Origin of the sequence: uncultured Sphingorhabdus sp. (assembly GCF_937872355.1) — a bacterium.
In the GTDB taxonomy this organism is placed as follows: domain Bacteria; phylum Pseudomonadota; class Alphaproteobacteria; order Sphingomonadales; family Sphingomonadaceae; genus Sphingorhabdus_B.
In genome coordinates, this window is record NZ_CALMSV010000129.1 from 1 (window position 1) to 6,209 (window position 6,209).

Here is a 6,209-nt window from a genome sequence, read left to right on the forward strand (position 1 = left end):
TGAAGGCGAGCCTGCGACGGGTAGCAGCGAGGCAGTCTATCGCGAACTACTACAGCTGATCGAGGCGAAGTCGGGCACCAAGCTGCGTGTCCTCACCGATATAATTGCAGGTGCCAGCGCAGGCGGGATCAATGGCGTATTCCTGTCACAAGCCATCGTCACCGGACAGTCGCTCGAACCGCTGACCGATCTGTGGCTCGAAAATGCCGATGTCGAAGTGTTGCTCGATCCTGATGCACGACCGCTATCGCGCTTTTCCAAATTCTGGGCCGCGCCAATTGCCTGGGCAGTATTGCGGCGGCGCGGCGGCGCGGTTGCGCAAACGGTCGCGAAAGAGGCGCAGGACGAAGTGGCAACCAAGCTATCGGGCTTTGTCCGCGCACGCTGGTTCCAGCCGCCTTTTGGCGGGCGAGGCTTTTCGACCTTGCTGCTCGACGCATTGCAGGCGATGGAGAAAAAGGGCGTGACGCGTCCCCTGCTACCGGCGGGCCAGCCGCTCGACCTGTTCGTCACCGTGACCGATTTTCATGGCCATCGCGAACAGTTGCAACTCAACAGCCCGAGCAATGTTACCGAGAATGAGCATCGGTTGACGATCGGCTTTTCGACGCGCGGTCAGGATGCCGGCCAACTCGCCCACCCGGCGGAACTGGTATTTGCCGCCCGCGCAACCGCCAGCTTCCCCGGCGCCTTCCCGCCCTTTACGGTGCGAGAGCTGGATGGCCTGCTGCAAACCCGCGCCATTGGCTGGGACGGGCGCGAAGCTTTCCTCCAGCGCATCCTGCCGCAGCAGTTCGAGGCAGGAAGTGTTGAGGACGCTTTCCTGATCGACGGTTCGGTTCTCGCCAATGCCCCGTTCGCGCAGGCGATTGATGCACTGCGCAACCGGCCTGCCCGGCGCGAGGTCGACCGACGCTTCGTCTATATTGATCCCAAGCCGGGCATGCCGAGCTTTCGTGTGCGCGGGCGGGGGAAAACAACAGACGGGCATTTGAAACCACCCGGCTTCTTCTCCACCATCTTTGGCGCAACGTCGGACATCCCGCGAGAACAGCCGATCCGCGACAGCCTGACCGCCATTGAAGGCCGCTCCCAACGCATCGCCCGCATGCGCGAGATCACCGACCATCTGGAGATCGAGGTTGAGCATATGATCGAGGTCATGCTCGGCAAGACATGGTTCCTGACCAAACCGACCCCCGAGCGCCTCCGCAAATGGCGGCTGACGATGCTGCAGAAATCGGCGGCGGCGACGGGCTATAGCTCCCCCGCCTATGCCCATCTGCGGATGATGGGGGTGCTCGACGACCTGGCCGCCACCGCACGACGGCTGTGCCCAGACGCGAGGAGCGAGCATTGCCGGATGCTGCGCGATGCACTGTGGGGCGAAATCTGCCGCCGCGGGCTGGACAAGATGACCGGTCCAAGAGGCAAGGTGATGGCCGCGGAATCGATGGCCTTCTTCCGCGAGCAGGACGTCCGCTTCCGCATACGGCGGCTGCGTTTCCTCGCGCGCCGCCTTGCCGAGGATGTGGAGGTGATGGCTGACATACCCCCACATGTGGCAGACCGGCTGCGGCAAGCGATCTATGCCTCGCTCGCGCATTTTCTTGAAGTCGAGACATCCGAATATCTGGGGGTCGATGTGGCTGAAGCGGTTCGCCACGGCGTCGACAATCCGGGGGCACTGCTCGACCTGTTGGCTTCGCGGCGCAATCTGGAAGCGGCGGATGCTGCGACAGATTCCGCGCTGAACGCAGCTTTGAGCGACGTTCCCGAAGCCGCTACCCGCAAAATCCTGCTCGGATATCTCGGCTACATCCTTTATGACATCGCGACCCTTCCCTTGCTGCAAGGCGAAGGATTGGACGAGTTTGATCCAATCAAAGTCGACCGCATCTCCCCCGACGATGCGACAACCATCCGCAAAGGCGGGGCCGCCGCGACCCTGAAAGGCATCGAGTTCAACAATTTCGGCGCCTTTTTCAGCCGCGCCTATCGCGAGAATGACTATCTCTGGGGCCGCCTGCACGGCATCGACAGGCTGGTTGATATCGTGCTCTCGTCGATGCCCGGCACGGTATCAGCCGAACAGGCCGAGGTACTGGCGATCAAGAAAAGGGCTTTTGAAGCCGTGCTGGAGGCCGAAGTGCCGAGGTTGAAACGGATTCAGCCCTTGATCGAGGAACTGCGCGCGGAGATTGCGGCGATCACGCCGGCTTAAGCGTTCCGTACACCATCTCGATAAAGCGATCCGCCGTGATGAACCCGCTGGGGTTCACGCCATAGCCATCGGCGGGCTTCATCGCCTTGATCTCTTCGAGCGTCTTACCCGACTTTATTGCGCCATCTATTTTCCCGACAATCCCCGACACCATGTCGGGATAGGCCAGCAGCTCGGCCCTGCTCGCCCCCGGGCCGTGGCCGGGAATGATCTTGGTCTGGTCATCGGCCATCGCTAACGTTTTCTCCGCCGCAGCGATCACCCCGCGCACATCGCCGCCGCTGCTGCGGTCGACAAAGGGAAAGCTCATCTTGTGGAAGAACAGGTCGCCCATGTGAATGACATTGGACTTGGTCCAGTGAACGATGCTGTCGCCATCGGTATGCGCGGGCGGGACGGAGATGACGCGCACTTCCTCGCCATTGAGATGCAGCTTCAGGCCTTCAGCATAGGTAATCACCGGCAATGCCACTTTGGGGCTGGCTTTTACCTCGCCAAATTGGGTTGTCTGGTCGCTGGCCATGCGGACGCGGACATTGTCATGCGCCATGATCAGCGCACCGGCCTTGCCGAAATTTTCGTTCCCGCCGCTGTGATCGCCATGCCAGTGGGTGTTGATCAGGAATTTGACCGGGCTGGCGCCAAGCGCCGCGACTGCTGCTTGGATCTTGGGCGTGAGCGGCGCGAACTGATCGTCGATCAGCACCGTGCCGTCTTCACCATGCGAAACGCCGATATTGCCGCCAGCACCGAACAGCACCGAAACGCCGGGAGCCAATTGTTCGGCTTTCACCTCGACCTTGCTGAAATCCTCTTGGGCACAAAGCGGGCTGGCAAAAGCACTGGTCAGCAGGGCAGCGGTAAGCAGGCGGTTGATCATGACGACTCTCCTCAAAATCGGATCAGGCCGCGCCTTCTAGCTTGATTTCGCCTGCATCGGCGAGAGTTTTCAACATCACTGCCGCACCACATTGTTGCGACTTGGCTGTTTGGCTGAACTTGCCGTCGGCGACGAACTTGCCGCGTTCATAATGGTTGGAAAAGCTCCACAAATAAGGCGTCGGCACGCCAAGCCCGCGATAGCCGAGACCATTATAGGCCTCCAGCCGGTAGAGTGTGCGCTCAAGGCCCCAGTCGCTCTGCCCGACATAGCCTAGCAAACGAAGCGCATCCTTAGCGCTCGATTCCCAGTCTGATGGCGGCAGCCATTTGGTCGGGCGGCCTGCGGGCACCTGTCGCGTCCGCGAGGTGAGCGGGAAATCGCCGTTGTGGAAATGCGCACGGAAGTTGAAGCTGGCTTCGAGCCCATGGGTAACAGCGATAAAATGCCACGGCACGCCGGTTTGCGCCGCAACCTTTTCATAGCGATCGCGCGATTTGCGGATCAGGGCCATGTGCCAATCGACCGATTCCTGATATTGCGGACGCACAACGAGTTTGCGGAACATGCGGCGATATTCGGACTTCAACGTCGCAAAATCACGCGATTTGCTCAGCGGTTTATCGGGTTCGTCTTCGGAGGTTGTTTCCGGCACCATTTGCTGCGGTGTCGGTTCAATCGACGGTGGTGCATCCGGCGCTGGCGGCGCACCGGGCACGAAAATGACTTCGCCCTGTGCGGGTTCCGGCTGGTCCAAATAACGTTGACGTTCGGGCACGAATGGTTTCAGGCCCAGTGCACCGAGCCCGAGCTTCAGTGCCTCGGGCAATTCGTGTTGGTTCTGGTGCAACTCTGCGAGCAGTTCCCCAGCCTGATCGGCAAATTGCACATCAATGGGCTCACTACGGTCAATCAGCGCAACCAGTCGGGGCATGGCGAACTGGTATAGCGAGTCGGCGACATCGGCGAGCGATTGCCCCTTTCGCGTTTCCAGCGGGGATTTGGGAAACCCTCTGCGATCAGCCTCCCGTTCGAGCTGAACAACTGATTCCGCCATCCGAAGGTAGTTCAAAGGCTTGCGCGGGATCAGATCGACAACCTGTTTAGGCAAATCAAGCCCAAGGATGCGGCCATCCTGCGCGTTGATGCGTGTTCCGATGAACGTAGCAGCGACACCGCCGCCCGCTAACCGCAGAAAATCCCGTTTGTCGAAACTGTTGCCCGCCATCGACTCGCTCCTGTCTGGGCGAGCATAACATTGGGCATAGGGCGAGTCTCGTGCGGGTCGGCAGATTTTACGTTGCGAACTCTCTCCTCCCACAGGCGGGAGGGGAGATTAAGGAATCAGTCCGTCAGATCGTCCCAGAATTCCTTGACCTTGTCGAAGAAACCGCGCGACTGCGGACATTCCTCGCCTGTTTCGGTCTCGCGGAATTCGCAGAGCAATTCCTTTTGCCGTGCGGTTAATCTTGTCGGGGTCTCGACGTCGATCTGGATGACAAGGTCGCCCCTGCCGCGTCCTTGCAACACCGGCATGCCCGCACCGCGGACGCGGAGCTGCTTGCCAGACTGTATGCCTTCGGGGATGTTAACACTGTGCTTGCTGCCATCAGGTCCGGGGATTTCGATTTCACCGCCCAGCGCCGCTTTGGTGAAGCTTATCGGCGCGCGGCAAAACAACGTTGTGCCGTCGCGTTCGAACACCTTGTGTCGGGCGATGTGCATGAAGATGTAGAGGTCACCTGCGGGCGCTCCGTTCGGCCCCGCTTCGCCCTTGCCCGCCACACGGATGCGTGTGCCTTCATCGACACCGGGCGGGATGGTAACTTCAATCTTCTGTCGCTCGTCCACCCGGCCTTCGCCACCGCATTTGCGGCATGGATCTTCGATGACTTCGCCGCGACCATGGCAGGTCGGACAGGTGCGTTCGACAACGAAAAAGCCTTGCTGCGCACGAACCTTGCCATGCCCACCGCACAAATTGCAGCGTCGCGTGCTGGTGCCCGGTTTCGCACCCGTGCCTTCACAGTCACCGCATTTCGCGGCAACATCGATCGCGATTTCAGTCGTGCGCCCATGGAACGCATCTTCGAGGCTGATTTCGAGGTCATAGCGCAGATCAGCACCACGCACCGGCCCACGCTGGCGTCCGCCACCAAAGGCATCGCCGAAGAAACTCTCAAAAATGTCGGAAAAATCGCCAAAGCCGGCACCGCCACCGCGACCGCCGCCGCCAAAACCACCTGTGCCGCCATTTTCGAACGCAGCCTTGCCATATTGGTCGTAGGCGGCGCGCTTCTGAGGGTCTTTCAGTACTTCATAAGCTTCGTTGACCGCCTTGAAACGGGCTTCAGCTTCGGCATTGCCGGGGTTGCGATCCGGGTGAAACTGCATCGCCATGCGGCGATAAGCGGATTTCAGCGTCTTGTCGTCCGCCGTCCGCTCACATTCCAGCAATTCGTAATAATCTATGTCGAGGCTCACGACCGATGTCCCTCCAGCTTGCAGCCGTCACCCCGCGATATGCGGGAATGACGGCTACAGGTAATCATCAGTCTTTCTTGTCTTCGTCGACTTCGGAGAATTCGGCGTCGACGACATCATCGTCTGCCGCAGCTTCTTCCGAGGGAGCGGCCGACGCACCCGCCGCCTGTTCCTGTTCGTAGATCGCCTGCCCCATCTTCATCGCGACCTGGGCCAAGGCATTCGCCTTTTCCTTCATCGCTTCGGGGTCGCCACCTTCGATGGCTGCCTTGGTTTCGCCCATGGCAGCCTCGATTTCAGCCTTCAGACCAGCGTCAATCTTGTCGCCATGCTCTTCAAGCTGCTTTTCGGTGCTGTGAACAAGGCTTTCAGCGTTGTTCTTGGCCTCGGCCGCCTCGCGGCGCTTCTTGTCTTCTTCGGCAAACTGCTCGGCATCGCGAACCATCTGATCGATATCGGCATCGGATAGACCGCCCGAAGCCTGGATCTTGATCTGCTGTTCCTTACCGGTACCCTTGTCCTTAGCAGTCACGCTCACCAGACCGTTGGCGTCGATATCGAAGGTCACTTCGATTTGCGGAACGCCGCGCGGAGCGGGCGGGATGCCGACAAGGTCGAAAT

At 60.1% G+C, this 6,209-nt stretch carries 5 protein-coding genes; 1 reads left to right on the forward strand and 4 read right to left on the reverse strand.

Translation table 11 applies throughout. The features are described 5' to 3' along the window. Positions 1-2,224 (forward strand): patatin-like protein (locus tag Q0239_RS08090; RefSeq protein WP_298600955.1); only part of this gene is annotated, 2,224 nt, incomplete at its 5' end. Here the strand turns inward: Q0239_RS08090 and Q0239_RS08095 are convergent. The 4 genes from Q0239_RS08095 to Q0239_RS08110 all read right to left on the reverse strand — a co-directional run. Then, positions 2,211-3,104, reverse strand: coding sequence for an MBL fold metallo-hydrolase (locus tag Q0239_RS08095; RefSeq protein WP_298600959.1), 894 nt, complete (start codon positions 3,102-3,104; stop codon positions 2,211-2,213). The two genes, Q0239_RS08090 and Q0239_RS08095, sit on opposite strands and share 14 nt — an antisense overlap. A gap of 22 nt (positions 3,105-3,126) precedes the next feature. After that, positions 3,127-4,332 (reverse strand): hypothetical protein, encoded by a 1,206-nt coding sequence (locus Q0239_RS08100; RefSeq protein WP_298600962.1) that lies wholly within the window; start codon positions 4,330-4,332, stop codon positions 3,127-3,129. Positions 4,333-4,448: 116 nt separating this feature from the next. Further along, complete coding sequence (gene dnaJ / locus Q0239_RS08105; protein WP_298600965.1) at positions 4,449-5,588, reverse strand: molecular chaperone DnaJ; 1,140 nt, start codon at positions 5,586-5,588, stop codon at positions 4,449-4,451. Between the two features lie 67 nt (positions 5,589-5,655). Beyond that, a partial coding sequence (locus Q0239_RS08110; RefSeq protein ID WP_298600969.1) for an Hsp70 family protein occupies positions 5,656-6,209 on the reverse strand: 554 nt, incomplete at its 5' end.